A 16427-nucleotide genomic window follows, 5' to 3' on the forward strand; every position below is an offset into this window, starting at 1 on the left:
TGGGTTTTCGAGGGCTAAGAACGTCACGAACGTGCTGATGAAGAATTTAGTAGACTACGCCGCAGGCTCGCTGGCGTTCTGGGCGGTCGGCTTTGCGTTGATGCTGGGGGCGTCGTGGCACATGCTCATCGGCACTTCAGGCTTCTTCCTCGCAGGCGACGCCTACGACGTCAGCACTATCCTGAGCTGGTTCTTCATGCTGGTGTTCTGCGCGACAGCGGCAACCATAGTTTCAGGGGGCGATCGCAGAACGCCCGAAGTTCAGCGTCTACCTCGTTTACAGCGTGGTCGTAAGCGCCATAATCTTCCCGATTTACGGGCACTGGCTCTGGGGCGGCGGCTGGTTAAGCTCGGCGGACTTCATGACGGCGCTCGGCGGCGGCTACGGCGCCCTCGACTTCGCAGGCTCGGGCGTCGTCCATGCGGTCGGAGGCTACGTTGCGCTCGCAGCCCGCATACTCCTCGGGCCGAGGATTGGCAGGTATGACGAGAACGGCAACCCCCGCCCAATGCCAGGGCACAGCGTAACCTTGGCGGTGCTCGGCACTTTTATCCTCTGGCTCGGCTGGTTCGGCTTTAACCCCGGCAGCACGCTTTCCGCTCATGAACTACGAATTTCGGTGATAGCGGCAAACACGAACCTTGCGGCGGCTGCCGGCGCCGTGACCGCGATGCTCATCACTTGGAAGAAGTTCGGCAAGCCCGACGTGGGCATGACGTGCAACGGCGCAATCGCAGGCTTGGTGGCGATAACTGCACCCTGTGCTTGGGTCGCTCCATGGGCTGCGGTGCTCATCGGCATCGTCGCCGGTTTTATCGTGTGCTACGGCTACTGGTGGCTCGAGCGTCGTGGGATAGATGACGTCGTCGGTGCAATTGCAGTGCACGGCTTCAACGGCACATGGGGACTTATTTCCCTTGGCTTGCTCGCAGACGGCACCTACGGCGTTTACACAACGGAGCCGCTGCTCGTCACCGGCTTGCTCTACGGGAATTTGGGCTTTTTCGCATGCCAGCTCATAAGCGCCGTTGTTAACTTCGGTTGGGCTTTCGGCACGGGTTTCCTGCTGTTCTACGCCCTCGAAAAGACCGCGGGGCTGAGGGTCTCGCCAGAGGAGGAGCTCCTCGGTCTCGACATCGGTGAGCACGGCGTCGTCGCATACCCCGACTTCGTATACGCAGAAACTGCAAGACCGCTGGTTGTGCGGCGAGCTGTTACGCCGGCGGAGGCGGATGGCGGCGAGGAAGAAAAGCAGCGAGGAGGTGCGCAGCATGAAGAAGATTGAGGCGATAGTAAGACCTGAGAAAGTGGACGACGTGAAGAGTGCGCTGGAGCGGGCGGGCTTCGTGAGCATGAACGTCACGGAAATACGTGGACGAGGACGGCAGAGAGGCTTAAAGCTCATGTGGCGTGGTTCGGAATACCTCGTGGACATGGTGCCGAAGGTGAAGATAGAAATGGTGGTGCGGGACGGTGATGTGGAAAAAGTGGCAGCGATCATAAAAGAGAACGCATACACCGGAAACATCGGCGACGGTAAGATATTCGTAGTGCCAGTGGAAGAAGCCATCAGGATAAGAACTGGAGAAAGAGGGGAAGATGCTATATAGGACGTAATTTCCCAATTTTCATTTTTTCTTTTTATCGGCGTTTTTTATGAGAAAATGACAGCTTTTGCATCGTTAGAATCCTAAGCCCAACTTCTCACTACTCATTACCATAAATACACCTCCATCTAATTCAAGCGCCTGCATGCCTCACATTCCTCCCAGCATTAAAAACAGCCTCCTCGTAACACCAAGCTCCCGAATCATCAGCAACTCCGATGGTTTACTCTGATAGTTATGCTTAATTAATGAGGAAGACAACCAAAAAGCAGTGCCGAGGTGGCCGAGCGGATAAGGCGCAGGCCTGGAGCCGTGCTGCGTCGGGACGGAGAGCCTGTGGGGCAATGCCCCGCCTGGGTTCGAATCCCAGCCTCGGCGTTTAGGAGGGAAAAAATGACGAGGGTTGCCCAGATATCGTGCGGCACCGAGTATAGCGGGATGCAGTGGTTGTTGAACGAGATTGCAGAGAGCGTAGGCATTGAGCTTGTGTTTCCCGAAGTGGAGTATGACGATGTGGAGCGTGCGTGCGAGATTTTCGGGCTCAAGATGGACAGCTCGTCGTTGAACATGATGATGGCACGAGCGCTCTCGGTGCTTGACGACCCGACGATTAAGGGCGTGCTTTTACTCACGTGTTTCCGCTGCGCCGAGGGTGCTGTCATGAAGAACGAGATTCGCCGCTTCTTGCACGAGCAAACCGACCTACCGATAATCACGTATTCCAACGTTGAGAAGCCGAAGGAGGTTGAGATTTACGCAAGGCTTGACGCCCTGAAGACGATAATCACGAGGAAGACTCTCCTCATGCGGGAGCGGCAGGAGGGTTTGACGCTGGGAGTGGATTCGGGTTCCTCGACGACTAAAGTGGTGGTGATGCAGGATAATAAGATCGTGGGAAAGGCTTGGATTCCAACGACCGAGCCTGTGAAGAGCGCAAGCGAAGCTGTGGAAATAGCATTAAACGACGCTGACGTGCGGATGGAGGACGTGGAGGCTACGGGCGTTACGGGCTACGGGCGTGAGCTTGTCGCCGAGAGTCTCGGCGCAGATTTAAGCTTAGAAGAGATAAGCGTCGTCTCGAAGGGCGCCGCCTTCCTCGCAGACCGCCAGCGAGGTGAAGCGACTGTCATCGACATAGGCGGGATGAGCAACAAAGTAGTAACGCTCCGTGACGGCATCCCCGACGCCTTTGCGCTCGGTGGGATTTGCGGCGGCTCCTCAGGACGCTTTCTTGAAGTTGCGGCGCACAGGCTTGGCGTTGACATTTCAGAGCTTGGAGAGCTTGCCTTGAGGGCGAAGGAAGAGGTGACGCTGCAGAGTTACTGTATGGTCTTTGGCATCCAAGACCTCGTCGTGACGCTCGCCGGCGGTGCTTCTCGTGAGGATGTCGCCGCTGCCGCCTGCCGAAGCGTCGCAAATCAAGTCTATGAACACCAAATGGCGCAGGAGATCGAAATACGTTCACCTGTGATATTCGTAGGGGGCGTTTCCCTCATCGCAGGCGTCGCTCGTGAGTTCGAGGAAATGCTACGCACGAAAATTATCGTGCCCGAAAACTCGCAGCTCGCAGGCGCCGTCGGCATGGCACTCCTCGCTTCCGGACTCAGGAAGAAAATGTTTTGACTCTCTGTGCGTTTTGATGCAGTTAGCTGCGTTGAGCAGTGATGCGCTCAAGGTGTCAGTTAAGAATATAAAGTATCTTACGCTAAATATCCTTTCGAATTTATACGTCCTTTACAGGACCGTTTGGTGGGTGATAAGTTTTGGAGATAAACTTAAAGGATAAAATAGGCTTCGTAGCTGGAGACATATGGCATCTACTTAAAGAAAAAGGTGAGCTTACGCTTTCCAAGGTTGTGGAGAACATAGAAGCGCCACAGAGCGTTGTTTACATGGGTGTGGGCTGGCTTGCGAGGGAAGACAAGCTTATTTTCAAGAAAAAAGCAAGAGGGTATTCAATAAGGCTAAAAGAGTAGTTAACGTGCTGTAAGCGGGGGAGAGGTGTGGCAATGCTCGTGAATGCTGACCTGCACATTCATTCCCGTTACTCGGCGGCGACGTCGCGAAGGATGGAGTTGAGAACGCTTGCTGTGGAGGCTGCGAGGAAGGGCATCCAGTTACTTGGCACTGGCGACTGCTTGCATCCTAAGTGGCTTTCCGAGATAAAAGAATTAAGAGAGGAAAACGGGGTTTTCAGGTTCGAGCGCGACAGCAAGGGGTATGGTGGCGTGCTTGAGAAATGCGAGACGGCGTTCGTGCTGACCGTCGAGGTTGAGGACACAAAGCGGGTTCACCACCTGCTCTTAGTGCCGACGGTTTCGAAGGCGGAGGAGCTTTTCGAAAAATTTTCTAAGCACTCGAAGGACATCGAAGAGAACGGACGTCCGACGTTGAACTTGAGCGGTGAGGAGATTGCAGAGGTGGCAAAGGAGTGTGAGGCTTTAATAGGGCCATGCCATGCATTCACACCTTGGACAGCGCTCTACGCCTACCACGATTCGCTTGGAGAATGCTACGGCGACCTGACAGATTACATTTCTTTCGTCGAACTTGGGCTGAGCGCAGATTCCTCCTACGCCGATAGGATAAGCGAGCTGCACGAGCTTACGTTTCTCACAAATTCCGACGCACATTCGCCCCCGCCGACAAGGCTCGCCCGTGAGTTTAACAGGTTTGAGCTTCGGGATTTGAGCTTTGAAGAGTTGAAAATGGCAATTTTGAGGGAGAGGGACAGGAAGCCCGTGCTTAACGTCGGCATCCCGCCTGAGGAGGGCAAATACAACGAGAGCGCCTGCATAAAGTGTTACAAGCATTACACGCTCGAAGATGCGATTTCGCTGCGGTGGCGATGCTCTTGCGGTGGGAGGATAAAAAAGGGCGTCAAGGATAGAGTAAAAGAGCTGGCGGACTGCAATGGCACGCACCCTCCGCACCGCCCTCCATACCTGCGTTTAATTCCGCTTGCGGAAATCGTGGCGCTTGCGCTGCAGATGGGACCTTCGTCGAAGGCAGTTCGTGAGACGTGGGAGCTTTTCCTTGAGCGGTTCGGCGACGAGGTGAGCGTACTCGTGGATGCAAGCTACGAGGAGCTGAGCGAGCTTGACGAAAGCGTCGCCGCCGCCATCCTCGCATTCAGAGAGGGAAAAGTCGTCGTGGTCCCTGGCGGCGGCGGAAAATACGGCGTCATAAAGTTGGTGGAAGAGGCACGCAGCGAGAGCGGCGAGAGCGACAAAAGCGGCGAACGCTGCGCCGACAACAAACACGGCAGGCAGCTTTCCCTGCTTGATTTTTGACACTTTCCGACGGCGCCGAGCCGAGCTGTGGGCGCCCGCAGCAAAGCGTCCGGTCTGACGCCTTAGCGTTGTAGTAACGTGCGGAACGCTTCAGAGATTGTGTTAAGTGAAACGGTTATGTGCGTGCCTGTGATTTTAAGGACGACGTAGGCGCCGAGGAATGTGCCGAGCATGCTGCCGAGGTTTGCGAGCGCCGCTACGAATATTACTTTGAAGAGGCGGTTTTGGAGCAGTTCTTTGAAGGTGCCGACGTTCAGCATGTTCTTGATGTCGGAAGCGTCAGGCTTCCTCATGTAGAGTTCTACGAGCCCTGCGAACCAGCCTGCCGCCATAAGGGGATTCAGAGAAGTGAGCCAAGCCACTGCAAAGGCTGTCAGCGCCGAAAGAGGGTGTCCACGGGCTGCGACGACGCCTGCCGCTGAGAGAACGCCGTTTATGATAAACCAGTAAAAGAGGGCGGTTAGCAATACCCCCGAAGGAATATTAGAGAAAGCAAGCAGGAAAAAAGCCACAAAGACCAAAATTATAATGGCGAGAATTTTTGCGAGACTGAAACGTCTTTTTGGCAGACGGCAAAGCTCCTCGTCCTGTGGGATGCTCTCAGGGCTTTCCAGATACTTTTTAATGCCTTCGACGTGTCCTGCGCCAACAACTGCCACTATCTTGCCATCTGGTTTCTCTTTTGAAAGCATGTTCGAGACTTCGAGTAGCCGCTTTGCCATGTAAGCGTCCCGCTCGTCTATTAACACCTTTGCGGCGTTCGGCGAGAAGCGACGAAGTTCCTCAACGAGCCGTGTCACGACATCCCCGCTTGTAATCTCCTCAAGCTTTATACCCTCTTCCTCAAGTTTCTCCAGCCCAACGCCCCTCGCCAGTGACGATATCAGGGTAAATACCATCTTCAGCTTTTCAAAGAAACGCATCTCACGCCAGAAGCGTTGCATCGTGACGCTTATGTCCCTGTCTATGAGCGCAACACGGCACTGCAGCTCTTTTGCCTTTTCGATGGCGGCGAGCATCTCAGCGCCCGGCTCCACGCCGAGGTCCGCCCCCAGTCTCTTCTGTAGGTAGGCGAGTAGCCACTGCACCATAAGGACGTAGGGCTTGCCCCCCTTCAAAGCATCCTTGACCGAAAACTCGTATTCGCCTGTGAGCGTTTTGTAACGCCCTCTACAAAGCTCAACCGCAACAACGTCCGGCGCTGCCTCCTCTATTTTCTCTTTGACCTCCTTTACGCTCTTTTTTAAGACGTGTCCCGTGCCCACGAGTATTATTTTGACCATCGCTACGGCTCCGCTGGTGGCGCTTGCTTATGCCAACTGCGTTTATCTTCGCACTAAATAATTAAATACCATGAGCAACATAGCACGCTCTCAGACCGCAAGCTAAGTGTGCGAGGCTTTAACCGAGTTACAGCGGGCGTGACACGTAATCCCTGATGTTCAGCATAGGAAAGCACCAACGAGCAGACTAAGCGCTCTCCTTACAAAGAACTTGACTTTAACTCAAAAGTGTCGAAAACATCTTAAAACGGGTTGAGATATTCCTGAAAGCTGTGGGCGCTATGTTGATCCCAAGGCATTTGTAGAGTTAGTGGTGGTTAGGCGTTCACTCGGAGCTTCACGCTCTGAGCTCATGCACCTTCGGGACGGTCACGAACCGCATCCCACCCCTCTCTTAAGGAGCGGGCTACAAGATATAGTCTATCTGGCAGCGTATTTACTTAACCCACCCGCCTCCCCTTGCCCACCGCATGGGTCTTGCAAGCAACAAAAAGATAAAACTCGCCCTCACTTAGAGGCAACCACTAAATTTCTTGTTAAAATCTTTTATTATGGCTTTGTGCATTGACCTCCACGTGCATACTAGTTTTTCTTATGACGGAATCTCCTCCGTGGGAGAAGTTTTGAGGGCGGCGGTGGCGAAGGGGCTTGACGGTATTGCAATTTGCGACCACGATACGACGGCGGGGGCTCGTGCTGCCGTGAGATACGTGGAGGATGTGGGCTTAGAGCTCTTAGTAATTCCGGGGATAGAAGTTTCAACTTCTGAGGGTCACCTGCTCGTCCTCGGAGTTGAGGAATGGACTGGACGCAAGCTCTCCCCCAAGGAGGCAATAAAAGTAGCTAAGAAGAAAGGCGGAGTGGTTATAGCACCGCACCCCTTCCATCCGTTCCGGCACAGCCTCGGCACCCGAATCCTTAAACTGAACGTGGACGCCGTCGAAGCATTCAACTCAAGATGCATAACAGGATTTACGAACATGTTGGCGGCGGCTGTGGCGAGACGCCTCCAGAAGCCTGTAGTTGCTGGCAGCGACGCTCATTGCGCTGAGTGCGTGGGTCTTGCATTTGTAATACTCGAGGCGGTGCCGACTGTGGATTCTGTGCTGCGAGCATTACTTGAAGCTCAAGGGAAGGTTGAAATCCACTACAACAAGACTCCTGTTAGCACATACCTTTCACAAGTGCGTAGAGGTTTTAAAAGGCGACGTAGCGTCGGTGGGCTGTAAAAAGGGATGCAAGCTAATGAGTTCGACGTAAAAGGGGCAAAATTTATAAGGGGCTGTGCAGTCTTTAGGAGAGATGAAAGAGATAGAAGTGCATGAGTTAAAAGAGGTAAAATTGAGGAGCCCTGTGATGATAGAAGGGTTGCCGGGCGTGGGTAATGTTGGCAAGCTCGTGGCTGAGCACCTCGTGCGGGAGCTGAACGCCGAGAAGATTATAGATATATATTCCTATCACCTCCCGCCGCAAGTTTTTGTTGAAAAGAACGGGCTTGTGCGGCTCGTGCGTAACGAGATTTATGCATGGCGATCGGATGGACTTGACTTGCTGATTCTCGTCGGCGATTATCAAAGCGTCACGAACGAGGGGCATTACAAACTGGCTGAGACCTTCCTCGACATTGCCGAGAAATACGGCGTTTCCAAGTTGTTTACGCTTGGCGGTTACGGCGTCGGGCACTTCGTAGATAAGCAGCGGGTCATCGGCGCAGCGAACGACGAGAGTTTAATAGAGGAGCTGAAGAAATACGGTGTGGAGTTCAGGGAAGAGGAGCCGGGCGGCGGTATTATCGGCGCCGCCGGTCTGCTTCTTGGACTGGGGAAAATGCGTGGCATAAAAGCGGCATGCATCATGGGTGTCACCTCCGGCTATCTTGTTGACCCTAAAAGTGCGCAAGCGGTTCTCAAGGTTTTATGCGACGCCCTTGGGTTGCAGGTGGACATGCGGGCGCTTGAGGAACGGGCGAGGGAAATGGAGCGAGTCATCGAAAGATTGAAAGAAATAGAGAGGGCGCAATCTGCTGAGCTTTCTGAAGAATTGGAGTATATAAGATGAGGGGCGGTTCCAGCGCAGGGCACGGACGGATTGTCCCCGTTGCGATCACATGAAGCTCATGAGCTTCTGCGCAAACTCCGCCGACGGCTTCGCACCTTCGAAAAGCACCCTCCGCAGCTCGTCCTTGAAGCGCTCGTCCTCGTTCGCCGCCTTGAGTATTAAGTTTAAAGTCCTGCCCTGATTGCTGTATATCAAATCTCGCAGCCTCAACTGCCCGCTTAGGAACTCCACAATCCCCCTCTCATCAAGCTTCCTTTTATATTCCTTCAAAGTATTCCCAGAAAAATCTTCACGCTCATACGCAAGGATTGCGGTCTCTGCGGCAAGTTTCCCAGTCCAGAGCGCATAGTAAACTCCTTCTCCGGTAACAGGGCTTACGAACCCCCCCGCATCTCCAACAAGCATTATTCCATCGCCGTAATGCTGTCCACTCACGCTGCTGAAGGGCACCGGATATCCTTGCTTTACCACAATTTTCTCACGACGGAACATCTCCTTGAAGTATTTGCTGCGCAAGAACCAGTCAAAAAGCTCAAGGACGCTGCGCTTGCCGCTGCTCAGGAGTCCGACGCCCACATTCGCCCGCTTGCCGCTCATCGGGAATATCCATGCGTAGCCCATGAAGTCAAAGAAGTAGAAGTGGTTGTATTTCGGCCCTTCATAACCATCAATGAACGCAACGACACACTTCGCAAGCTCGTCAGGCTTCCATTTCGCTCTTAATCCGCTCCTTACTGCAATTCTCGATGCGACACCGTCTGCAGCGATGACGACGTCTGCTATCATCTCTTTTAAGCCTTCTGGCGTCCGCACCTTCACCCCCACCACTCTCCCATTCTTGAGATTCACATCTTTGACTGTGGATTTGTCAAATAGGGTCGCCCCGCAGTCCACGGCGGTATCTCGCAAATACGCATCGTAAACCAAGCGATCCACAACGCAGCCGCCCGGCTCCTTTTCAGTCTCAAGGACGAGCTTCGTGCCGTCCGCCGAAATAAAAGCTCTCGCGTAATACGTGTTTTCTCTTACCTTTTCAGGCACGCCGAAGTCGTCATCCACATGCCTTGGCAGTCCCCCGCCGCAAGGCTTCCTCCAATTCGCATTACGCTCCACTAACGCAGTCTTTAGACCACTCCTCGCAAGAAGCTCTGCGGCTTTCGAGCCGCCGGGTCCTGCGCCCGAGACTATCACGTCGAATTTCATCAATATTCATAGCATTTGCAAAGGCTTAAAAGTCTTGCTGCCAGAATCTGCTGCCGCCTTCGAACTTCCGGTCAAAGCTCCTCAACGACCTCGACGCCGAACTCCTTCTTCAAATACTCAATAACTTCAGCTTTTGAGAGCTTGTGTCTTGCGGGGATGCGGCGTTTTTTTTGGATTTTGCGTTCGGCGATGCGAAAGCCCGGACGCTTAAATGATATGCAGATGTCCATTCCGAAGATTCCGATGTCGGGGTCGTAAGGGATGCCAAAGTCCATGTGCTCCTCGACGCCGAACGAGAAATTGCCGAACTCGTCGAACTGCCAGTCCAGAAATTTATTCTGAATTTTAAACGCTTTTTTCAGGAATTCTCGCGCCCGCTCTTTCCGCAGCGTCACCTTGACGCCAATGGGCTCGCCCTTCTTTATGCCGAACGGTTGTATTGTTTTCTTTGCGAGCGTCTTGACGGGTTTCTGCCCTGTTATCATGGTTAGAACTTTTTCAGCTCTCGCAAGCTTCTCCCCACTCTCGCCGACGCCGATGTTAACGACCACCTTGTCAATTTCGACACACCGCATGCTATTTCCCTTCTTTCCTCCCTCTCTCACGCCTGCAGCCTTGACCGCTTCCATGTTCCTCCTCTCCTCAAGCACTATCCCGCAACCTTCAGAACCTCAGGCACCTCTACTTTCCCCTCTCCAACAACGAACACATAATCCTCAATGGTCTCGAAAGTCTCGCCATCGCTGAGGCGTCGCACTCTGACCATGTTCGGCTCAGAACTCCTCACCACGATGATCTCTTCAATTTCACCGACTTCGCCGACGTGCTTGCCGCCGACGATGAACGCTTTGCTCCCCTTGTCGTATGTGAAGCGGCTTAAAATTCGGGCGTCCTTCAGCGAGAGAACCAACGAGTCCTTCGTCTTCACGTCAAGCGACTCTGGCTGCAGAAGGTTTCTGCCGTCGTGCATGTTGAGCTGGACGACTCCGCCTTTAAGCACTCTTTTGTTGTTAACTCTGCAAAGCTTTGTCTCTGCGCTCTCACTGTCTATTTCGTAGAGAGTAAGCCGTCCATGCCTGTCTATGAGCATCCTGTAGTGCTTTTTTATGTCGGGAATGGAAACAGAGTCGAAAAGCCCAACTGGGAACTTCTCGTCATTCCTGACCCTCTGGTCCACGAGTATTTTCCCTTCTTTGATTATTTTCTTTGCCTCCCTGCTGTTGTCGGCGAGCTTAAGGAAGTCCCTGACGAGCATGAGTAGCGGGATGCTTCTGTCCTTAGGGTGCGGTCCGGGTCTGGGTTTCACAGCCCAGTAGTGCGTTTTGCGCTCTATTTTCCATGTTTTTGGCGCGGAGAGTCTTTTTTGGTGCTTGCTGCTCATCTTGTTCCCCTGTTGCCGTTTTAGCTGCGTGTTAATATAAATAATTCGTCCCACTTCAAAAGCAGGCAACAACGCCTGCCAAGTCTCGATGCATTGAGCGTCAGGGTTGAAGTTGGGGCATTGGCGAGCGCGCCCGCCCTACTAAACCGACCTACAAAGCGTCCGCAACCGCTGCTCAAGCCCGCTGTCGGCATCTTTTAGAAACTGCCTCACCTCCCAGCTATTTATGCTCTCTTCGATGTCATTTAGCCTTCTTACGACCGCGTTCACGCTCGTTCGTGCTTCTTCCTTATCGAGGCGCACCTGCGAGTAATATGCGGAGGCGAGCTCTGGCGAAACTTCGATGCCGAAGTAGTCACGGCGGTGGAAACCTCTTAACTCTGACATTACTGCTTTATACGCACGCCGCAGCAGCGGCACGTAAATCTTTTCGAAAACCATCCTCGTGAGGGCATCTTCCGGGAATTCCACCCAGATTCGGTGCTGCGTGACGTCGTATCTGACCTTGGAGCGAACATTGAGCGTCTTCCTGAAGAAGAGGTCGCAATCCTCGCCGAGCCGTCGCAGCATAGCGTTGTCGTGCAACCTCGCATCGATGAGAAAATCGTTCGTGAACAATATTTTTACGAGCTTCGTGCCCTCGTAGATTCCGCCGAGCTCCTTGACGAGCACGAGCGAGACTTCCCAGCCCGTAAGCTTCGCAATATACCTTTTTATCACAGCTTCGCCGCCGCTCAGGACTTCGCTGATACTTCTAAGGAGTTCTCCCATGCTGAGCATGCCTTTGTTTCCATTTGCGTAAGGAGGTAAATAATAAATGCGCAAACTTTTGAGTATGAAACGGAGTTTAATGGAGATACTCGCATGCCCGTTATGCAAAGGCGACCTTGAGCTTGAGGTTGAGGAGGAGGAAGGCGATGAGGTCGTGGGCGGGGTGCTGCTCTGCCGCAATTGTGACGAGCGTTACCCCATCGAGGACGGCATTCCCGACTTAAGACCTCCGGAGCTAAGAGGGGAGAGATGAGGGAGGAAGGCGGCAAACGGATAAAGTATATCGTGGTCACGGGCGGAGTGATGAGCGGGCTCGGCAAGGGCATCACAGCGGCGTCCATCGGCAGAATACTGAAAGACAAGGGTTACGAGGTTGTTCCCATTAAAATCGACCCCTATATCAACATTGATGCGGGCACGATGAACCCCTTCCAGCACGGCGAGGTTTTCGTCCTAAAAGACGGCACTGAGGTCGACCTCGATTTGGGACACTATGAGCGTTTCGTGGACGTCGAGCTCGGCCGTGAGCACAACATCACGACCGGCGTGATCTACCTTTCCGTCATTGATAAGGAGCGGCATGGCGAGTATCTGGGGCAGACCGTCCAGATAATTCCGCACATCACGAACGAGATAAAAGAGCGAATAAGGAGCGTTGCTGCGAGGAGCGGTGCCGATATCTGTATCGTAGAAATTGGCGGCACGGTCGGCGACATCGAGAGCATGCCATTTCTCGAGGCGGTTCGGCAGATGAGAGGTGAGGAACACCCCGATGACTTCCTGCTTGTCCACGTCACGCTCGTTCCGACGACGCTTTCAGGCGAGCAAAAGACGAAACCGACGCAGCACTCCGTCAAGGAGCTGAGAGAGTTGGGGTTGCAGCCCGACGTTATCGTGTGTCGTTGCAAGGAGCGGCTGCGGGAGGAGACGAAGGCGAAAATTGCGATGTTTTGTAATGTCGAAAAGGAGGCGGTCATAAGTGCTCCGGACACGGACGACATTTACAAAGTGCCGTTGCTCCTTGATGAGGAGGGCATTTCCGCATACATCATGCTGCGGCTCCGCCTGCTTCCAAGGAAGCACGACACCTCGTGGCGTGTGATGGTGGAGCGTGCGGAGCACGCTGACAAAAAGGTGCGCATAGCCATCGTCGGCAAATACACAAAGCTCGAAGATTCCTACATCAGCATAAAAGAGGCGCTGAAGCACGCAGCCATGTCTCTTGGCTGCCGGGTGGAGCCAGTCTGGGTAGAGGCTGAGGATTTAGAGGTTTTGAGCGACGAGAAGCTGGCTAATTTCTTTGAAGACGCCGAGGTCCAAGGCATTCTTGTTCCCGGCGGCTTCGGCGTCCGTGGCGCCGCTGGCAAAATGAAAGCGATGAAATACGCCAGAGAGCGCAAAATTCCATTTCTGGGGCTCTGCTTCGGCTTTCAGCTGGCGGTTATTGAATTTGCACGCAACGTTCTCGGCTTGAAAGATGCGAGCAGTTCGGAGCTTGATGCGGAGACGCCGCACCCCGTCGTGACGCTCCTTCCTGAGCAACGGGACGTCAAAGACCTCGGCGGCACGATGCGTCTCGGCGACTACAAGATTACCATTAAAGAAAATACCTTAGCAGAGCGGATTTACGAGCGTCGTGAGGTTTACGAGCGGCACAGGCACCGCTACGAGGTCAACCCCGAATACATCGAGCTTCTGGAGCAAGCGGGCTTGATATTTTCAGGGAGTTGTGACGGTAGGATGGAAATTTTAGAGCTCCCACAAAATGGGGAAGAGGGACACCCGTTCTTCTTCGCAACGCAGTTCCACCCGGAGTTCAAGTCTCGCCCCGGACGTCCGTCGCCACCGTTTAAAGCATTTTTAAAGGCGGCACTCAGCCTAACGGCGGGCGACTGCGCCGCATCAGAAGAATGACGGCGACGGCAACGACCGCTACAACTGCCCCCACTACCCCATAAATTTTCCTTTTCGCCCTTGCTGAAATAGCCTCCAAGCCTGCCTCCGCTCCTTTTTTCGCAAGATTTGCATAGTATGTAGCGTTTTCCGCAGCTGCGATGCTTTCGTTCGTCCGCCCTGCGGCATAATGCGAGAGAGCGTCTTCGTAATACAGACGGGCGTGATCGAGGTCGGCTTTCGCATCGCCGACGTCGGCGCCGAGTTGCGTTGCGTTCTGCAACGTGGCGTTCGCCGTCTCAATGCTTTCGAGCGCCTCGTTGAGCTTCAGGATTGCGGATTCTATGAGCTCTGAGGTCACATTGCCCCATATCTCTATCACGGGATATGCGCTTCCGATTTCCTGCTTGACGTTCAGGAGTGTGACTACCTCACGCTTCGACACCGCAGGCGCCTTGCCATTCAGCGTTACGGTCAGGCTGCTCACCAAGCCATGGTCAACCCGCAGCCGCATGCTCCTTTCCGTCTTGTTCAGCACGCTCACGCCATTTTCTTCTCCCAGACCCCAGACGCAGCTCTCAAGCTCCGTCGTAAAATTCAGCACTGACCTCCTATTTTTGACGTCAGGACTAAAGTTTTTGAGAACTAAGGAAATTCTCACGGTCCCGCCCTCTCGAATCATGCCTAAAATCTCGCTGTAAAATATCTCGGAACTCTCGACATCAACTTCTACATATTTTCCCTCAACAGTCTTATCCGGGTATTGCGCCAGCGAGGATTCATACGCCGCCGCAGGTGCGAGCAGCGTGGTGGTGAGCAATGCGGCGATGAGCAAAGCTAACACGCACTTTTTAAGCGAAGCCCGCACACCATCACCCCCTAAAACAATGGCTTTAGCTTTCCACTAGCCTCGAAAAGCTCTTCGTATTCCACTTTTTCGTTGGATATCTCTTCGAGGGTCTTCTGCGCCTCTACCGCCATCTCTTGTAGCTCTTTGAGCCTTGGGACGTCTGTTACTCCGGAAAACACTGTGGTGACTGCGACGTGCCTGCTCCGTGGCAAGGGGAAGTCCCCGCCTCGCACTTCCCCACCCTTTATCAGACCTTCAATCCAAGTCTTCGACTTTTCTATGCCTTTCCTGTCAAGTTCGGACGGCGGACCTGCGACGAGTATCATTGCCTTCTTAGCAGTGGTGATGTCGCAAGGGATGGTGAGGCGTCCCATCGCTGCCCTTCTCGTTAGAGAGGTTATTCTTGCTGTCGTCTCAGCGCTGACTTTATCCTTCTTTTTTAGCTTGCTTAAAAAGCTGCCTTTCCTCTCCACCTCTTCGGCGGCGTAGCCCACTGTCGTGATGCCACCAGCATCGAGCGTGTTTATTACCTCGGAAGCGTCTACGACCATCTGTCCGACTTCGTTGCTCTCACCGCTACCGAAGAGCACCGAGAAACGACGCACTATCTCCTCGTTCATGAAACGGTATGCGTCCTTAACGCTCTCGCTCTCTCTCTTCCAAGCGTCATTATCGAAGAGGAATAAGCTGTCCACTTCCTTTATCAGCGTCATCATGCTACGGGCGGCGTTCAGCGCATATAAACTGCCCTCATCCCTCGCCGGCAGTATTCCGAGCGCATACACGGGTTCCGCATACAACTTCTTCAGCCGCCTTGCGAGGACGGGGGCGCCGCCGGAGCCGGTCCCGCCGCCCAAGCCCGCCACTATCAGGAATGCGTCAACCCGATGCGTCTCTTTTCTGTCTATGGCACTTTGTATCGTGTAAACATCTTCAGCGGCAATCTTCGCCCCGAGCTCGTTATCAGCGCCGACACCATGTCCTTTGACCACTGCCTCTCCTATGAGAATCCTGTCTTCCATGGGAATGTTTTTTAACCCCATGAGGTCTGGCTTTGCCGTATTTATCGCTATAGCCCTTATAACGCTGTTGAGGCGGGTTCGCCTGTCAAACTCGACAAACAGATCTGCAATCTTCCCGCCCGCCTGTCCAAAGCCTATCACAAATATCCTCATGACAATCTCCCTATGTTTTATTCACTTAATATATTAGCGGCGAGCAGCACGCCGTCATGCCAATTACATAAGGGGGTTACTGTTTAAAAAAACTTTATATATCTTTAACTAATGTCTAAGGATCGCAGAATTTATTTTCCGATTATGGTTCAGCTGCCGACGAGTTCGGCGCCGTCATCGACGACGATGCTGCACGGCGTGGGCATCTTGTAGCTCGCTCGTTTCAGGGATTCCTTGGCTTTGAGGAAGTTATGCGGCTCGACCATGACACTTATTATTCTCTGTCCGCTTTTAACACGAGCGGCGGTGCCGACAGCTCTGCCGAACGCCCTTCGCATGCCTTTCGAAACACGGTCCGCGCCGGCGCCGACCGCCAGTTTGTTCTCCCTGAGCACGTGGTGCGGATAGACTCTTATCTTAAGATGGTAGTTCATCCGCCCAACTTCTCGCATCAGGAACTTGTTTGCGGCTATTCTTGCGGCTTCGAGGGCGTTATGTCGAATCTGACATGCCTCCTTTGCGACGAGCGACACAGTTACTGGGAACTCTCTGCCTGGGTTGCCCATGTCAAATATCGTAATTTTACTGCCCGGAACGCCGCCCATATACTCTCTCCTCGTATATGCAGGGCTTTCCAAGTGCCTATACATCCTGCCTGGCTTCCTTGCCATCTTTTTAAGTTAGTTAGCCTTTTAAATACCTTTTGCACACCACCCATCGTGCGTTGCGTCAGCCTAAAGCTTACGCAGAAGAAACTTCAATTTGCCTTAAATTTGTGACCTCCTCCCTCACTGAAGGGGCATCCAGCGAAGGGAGGTTCCTGCTTCGTCGAGGAGACTTGCCCCACGATCACCGAAGAAGCGGTGACGTGGAGTAGAAGCTCCCTCTCCACAGGCTCAGAGGGCCGGCCCA

Annotated in this window: 16 protein-coding genes, 1 tRNA gene and 1 pseudogene; 10 read left to right on the forward strand and 8 right to left on the reverse strand. The window is 53.5% G+C overall.

Annotated features, from left to right (window positions below; translation table 11 throughout):
• The 6 genes and pseudogenes from ACXJJA_RS05335 to ACXJJA_RS05360 all read left to right on the forward strand — a co-directional run.
• Positions 1-1286: pseudogene (locus ACXJJA_RS05335) on the forward strand (ammonium transporter); the annotation flags it as partial.
• Positions 1273-1611 carry a P-II family nitrogen regulator gene (locus ACXJJA_RS05340; RefSeq protein ID WP_456487183.1) on the forward strand — a complete coding sequence of 113 codons (339 nt, stop codon included), beginning with the start codon at positions 1273-1275 and terminating at the stop codon, positions 1609-1611. The pseudogene ACXJJA_RS05335 and the gene ACXJJA_RS05340, both read left to right, overlap by 14 nt.
• A 270-nt stretch (positions 1612-1881) precedes the next feature.
• Positions 1882-1986: transfer RNA gene (locus ACXJJA_RS05345), tRNA-Ser, on the forward strand.
• A gap of 15 nt (positions 1987-2001) precedes the next feature.
• Positions 2002-3231: a methanogenesis marker 15 protein gene (locus tag ACXJJA_RS05350; protein ID WP_456487184.1), complete on the forward strand. Its 1230-nt coding sequence runs from the start codon at positions 2002-2004 to the stop codon at positions 3229-3231.
• Between the two features lie 140 nt (positions 3232-3371).
• Positions 3372-3584, forward strand: coding sequence for a winged helix-turn-helix domain-containing protein (locus ACXJJA_RS05355; protein WP_456487185.1), 213 nt, complete (start codon positions 3372-3374; stop codon positions 3582-3584).
• A gap of 33 nt (positions 3585-3617) precedes the next feature.
• Entirely contained in the window at positions 3618-4901 is a 1284-nt protein-coding gene (locus ACXJJA_RS05360; RefSeq protein ID WP_456487186.1) for a TIGR00375 family protein, read from the forward strand.
• 62 nt (positions 4902-4963) lie between these two features.
• Here ACXJJA_RS05360 and ACXJJA_RS05365 read toward each other — a convergent pair whose 3' ends face one another.
• A complete protein-coding gene (locus ACXJJA_RS05365; RefSeq protein ID WP_456487187.1) occupies positions 4964-6184 on the reverse strand; it encodes a TraB/GumN family protein in 1221 nt (406 codons plus the stop codon).
• 551 nt (positions 6185-6735) lie between these two features.
• Between ACXJJA_RS05365 and ACXJJA_RS05370 the strand changes: the two genes are divergently transcribed.
• Positions 6736-7413, forward strand: coding sequence for a CehA/McbA family metallohydrolase (locus tag ACXJJA_RS05370; RefSeq protein ID WP_456487188.1), 678 nt, complete (start codon positions 6736-6738; stop codon positions 7411-7413).
• Positions 7414-7486: 73 nt separating this feature from the next.
• Complete coding sequence (locus ACXJJA_RS05375) at positions 7487-8242, forward strand: proteasome assembly chaperone family protein (protein WP_456487189.1); 756 nt, start codon at positions 7487-7489, stop codon at positions 8240-8242.
• A 45-nt stretch (positions 8243-8287) separates the two neighbouring features.
• Here the strand turns inward: ACXJJA_RS05375 and ACXJJA_RS05380 are convergent, their stop codons facing one another.
• The 4 genes from ACXJJA_RS05380 to ACXJJA_RS05395 form a co-directional block, all read right to left on the reverse strand.
• Positions 8288-9445, reverse strand: coding sequence for an NAD(P)/FAD-dependent oxidoreductase (locus tag ACXJJA_RS05380; protein WP_456487190.1), 1158 nt, complete (start codon positions 9443-9445; stop codon positions 8288-8290).
• Positions 9446-9516: 71 nt separating this feature from the next.
• Complete coding sequence (locus ACXJJA_RS05385; protein WP_456487197.1) at positions 9517-10074, reverse strand: 50S ribosomal protein L5; 558 nt, start codon at positions 10072-10074, stop codon at positions 9517-9519.
• 20 nt (positions 10075-10094) lie between these two features.
• Positions 10095-10826, reverse strand: coding sequence for a 30S ribosomal protein S4e (locus ACXJJA_RS05390; protein WP_456487191.1), 732 nt, complete (start codon positions 10824-10826; stop codon positions 10095-10097).
• A 141-nt stretch (positions 10827-10967) separates the two neighbouring features.
• Positions 10968-11606 carry a hypothetical protein gene (locus ACXJJA_RS05395; protein ID WP_456487192.1) on the reverse strand — a complete coding sequence of 213 codons (639 nt, stop codon included), beginning with the start codon at positions 11604-11606 and terminating at the stop codon, positions 10968-10970.
• Between the two features lie 55 nt (positions 11607-11661).
• Here ACXJJA_RS05395 and ACXJJA_RS05400 point away from each other — a divergent pair, with 55 nt between their 5' ends.
• Both ACXJJA_RS05400 and pyrG read left to right on the forward strand, forming a co-directional pair.
• Complete coding sequence (locus ACXJJA_RS05400) at positions 11662-11850, forward strand: methytransferase partner Trm112 (RefSeq protein ID WP_456487193.1); 189 nt, start codon at positions 11662-11664, stop codon at positions 11848-11850.
• 20 nt (positions 11851-11870) lie between these two features.
• The gene (gene pyrG, locus ACXJJA_RS05405) at positions 11871-13511 is read left to right on the forward strand and encodes a glutamine hydrolyzing CTP synthase (protein ID WP_456487198.1); all 1641 of its coding nucleotides are present in this window, start codon (positions 11871-11873) and stop codon (positions 13509-13511) included.
• Here the strand turns inward: pyrG and ACXJJA_RS05410 are convergent.
• The 3 genes from ACXJJA_RS05410 to ACXJJA_RS05420 form a co-directional block, all read right to left on the reverse strand.
• On the reverse strand, positions 13471-14358 hold the full coding sequence (locus ACXJJA_RS05410; RefSeq protein ID WP_456487194.1) for a hypothetical protein: 888 nt from the start codon (positions 14356-14358) through the stop codon (positions 13471-13473). The two genes, pyrG and ACXJJA_RS05410, sit on opposite strands and share 41 nt — an antisense overlap.
• A gap of 11 nt (positions 14359-14369) precedes the next feature.
• Positions 14370-15515: a tubulin/FtsZ family protein gene (locus ACXJJA_RS05415; protein ID WP_456487195.1), complete on the reverse strand. Its 1146-nt coding sequence runs from the start codon at positions 15513-15515 to the stop codon at positions 14370-14372.
• Between the two features lie 149 nt (positions 15516-15664).
• A complete protein-coding gene (locus ACXJJA_RS05420; RefSeq protein WP_456487196.1) occupies positions 15665-16186 on the reverse strand; it encodes a 50S ribosomal protein L16 in 522 nt (173 codons plus the stop codon).
• Between the last annotated feature and the right edge of the window lie 241 nt (positions 16187-16427).

The organism is Candidatus Alkanophaga liquidiphilum, from assembly GCF_053996935.1.

Excerpts from the sequence above, each read along its gene's own strand:
- ACXJJA_RS05375 (WP_456487189.1), top strand. The coding sequence starts at position 7,487 with ATGAAAGAGATAGAAGTGCATGAGTTAAAAGAGGTAAAATTGAGGAGC.
- ACXJJA_RS05420 (WP_456487196.1), bottom strand. The coding sequence starts at position 16,186 with ATGGCAAGGAAGCCAGGCAGGATGTATAGGCACTTGGAAAGCCCTGCA.
- ACXJJA_RS05415 (WP_456487195.1), bottom strand. The coding sequence starts at position 15,515 with ATGAGGATATTTGTGATAGGCTTTGGACAGGCGGGCGGGAAGATTGCA.
- ACXJJA_RS05350 (WP_456487184.1), top strand. The coding sequence starts at position 2,002 with ATGACGAGGGTTGCCCAGATATCGTGCGGCACCGAGTATAGCGGGATG.
- ACXJJA_RS05390 (WP_456487191.1), bottom strand. The coding sequence starts at position 10,826 with ATGAGCAGCAAGCACCAAAAAAGACTCTCCGCGCCAAAAACATGGAAA.
- ACXJJA_RS05385 (WP_456487197.1), bottom strand. The coding sequence starts at position 10,074 with ATGGAAGCGGTCAAGGCTGCAGGCGTGAGAGAGGGAGGAAAGAAGGGA.
- ACXJJA_RS05365 (WP_456487187.1), bottom strand. The coding sequence starts at position 6,184 with ATGGTCAAAATAATACTCGTGGGCACGGGACACGTCTTAAAAAAGAGC.
- ACXJJA_RS05380 (WP_456487190.1), bottom strand. The coding sequence starts at position 9,445 with ATGAAATTCGACGTGATAGTCTCGGGCGCAGGACCCGGCGGCTCGAAA.
- ACXJJA_RS05400 (WP_456487193.1), top strand. The coding sequence starts at position 11,662 with ATGAAACGGAGTTTAATGGAGATACTCGCATGCCCGTTATGCAAAGGC.
- ACXJJA_RS05395 (WP_456487192.1), bottom strand. The coding sequence starts at position 11,606 with ATGCTCAGCATGGGAGAACTCCTTAGAAGTATCAGCGAAGTCCTGAGC.
- ACXJJA_RS05340 (WP_456487183.1), top strand. The coding sequence starts at position 1,273 with ATGAAGAAGATTGAGGCGATAGTAAGACCTGAGAAAGTGGACGACGTG.
- ACXJJA_RS05370 (WP_456487188.1), top strand. The coding sequence starts at position 6,736 with ATGGCTTTGTGCATTGACCTCCACGTGCATACTAGTTTTTCTTATGAC.
- ACXJJA_RS05360 (WP_456487186.1), top strand. The coding sequence starts at position 3,618 with ATGCTCGTGAATGCTGACCTGCACATTCATTCCCGTTACTCGGCGGCG.